1 protein-coding gene is annotated in these 1,390 nt (G+C 52.9%); it reads right to left on the reverse strand.

All coding sequences use genetic code 11. The features are described 5' to 3' along the window. Nucleotides 1-971 (reverse strand): group II intron reverse transcriptase/maturase (gene ltrA / locus E6C55_RS33160; protein WP_136374113.1); only part of this gene is annotated, 971 nt, incomplete at its 3' end. Nucleotides 972-1,390 lie beyond the last annotated feature (419 nt).

A 1,390-nucleotide genomic window follows, 5' to 3' on the forward strand; every position in this document is an offset into this window, starting at 1 on the left:
CCTTTTTGGCTTTTCGAGCAGTAATGCGTGAATCCCAGAAAATCAAAGGTTCTCGGCTTCCCTTTCCCTTCTCTTCTGCTTCGCTCCTCCGCATACCGGCCAAACTCGATGATTTTCGTCTTCTCTTCCGCTAGGCTCAGCTTGAATTTCTCCAACCTCAGCCGAAGTGCGGCATAGAACCGCTCCGCATCCTCTCTGTATTGGAAGCAACAGATGAAGTCATCTGCAAAACGGATGATTTCTGCCTGCCCGTTGCATTGTTTCTTTACCGTGACCATGAACCACAGGTCCAGCACGTAATGCAGATATACATTCGCCAACAGCGGCGATACAGCCGATCCCTGTGGGGTTCCTTCCTCTGTCGGCTCGAAGTTGCCCTCCTCTTGGATGCCTGCTTTCAGCATCCGCCTCACCAGCCGCAGGATATTCGGGTCGGCTATCCGCAGCTCAAGAAATTTTATCAGCCACTCGTGGTCGACATGGTTGAAGAATCCTTTGATGTCCGCATCCACCACATAGTTGATTTTCCCGTACTGGATGACCTCCGTCACCTTCTTCAATGCATCGTGCATGCTTCTTCCCGGGCGAAATCCATACGAGAAGTCCATGAAGTCTTGCTCGTAGATGGCGCTTAGCACTTGCTTTAGCGCATGTTGCACGAGTTTATCCTCGTACGCCGGTATCCCGAGCGGGCGCATACTTTTCTCATCCTTGGGGATGTACGTTCTTCTCGCCGGCTGCGGCCGATAGCTTTTCTGTTTCAGTCGCGCCACCAGTTGACCTACATTGGCTTCCAAGTCTTCCCCGTATTTCTCTTTTGTCATGCCATCGATTCCCGTCGCCTTTCCCGTCTCCATCTCCTCGTGGCTCTCCATTAACGCTTGTTCGTTGATGAGGTGCCCGATGGAGGTGAACCTTACTTTCGAGTCGGCTTTGGCCATTTCTGCTATTCTTGCTCGTTTTGTTTCCATCTCTTCTCCACCTCGGGGTGTGGTCAATGTGTCCTTAACAAGATTGATGCGGCGTCGCTCGCCTTCCCTCCACCCCCATTACGGGGCTTCTTCGGTACTACGCGGCGATCCGACTCCCTGCTGCTGTTTTGCCTTCCTTGTTGGTTACACTTGTCCGGCATACTCCTGCGAGTCGTTCCTAACGAGTACTTGTCTTGCAGAAGCGCGGGGCAGGGTCTCCCGAGTTGCTGAGTAACCATCTGGTCTACATGCCTGGCTCTTCGACCCCGGGGAAGCTCCTCCATCCTCGCCATTTCGTTTGGAGTCATCTCGTCTTCCGAGAAACCAACCTCGTCGACCTTCCCGTTTCATGTTATTTCGAGGCTCAATCACTCAGGCCTGCATCCTGGCTGTCTACGCTTAAACGACTCTGTTGCCAG

Origin of the sequence: Cohnella fermenti (assembly GCF_004801405.1) — a bacterium.
Classification (GTDB): Bacteria; Bacillota; Bacilli; order Paenibacillales; family Paenibacillaceae; genus Cohnella; species Cohnella fermenti.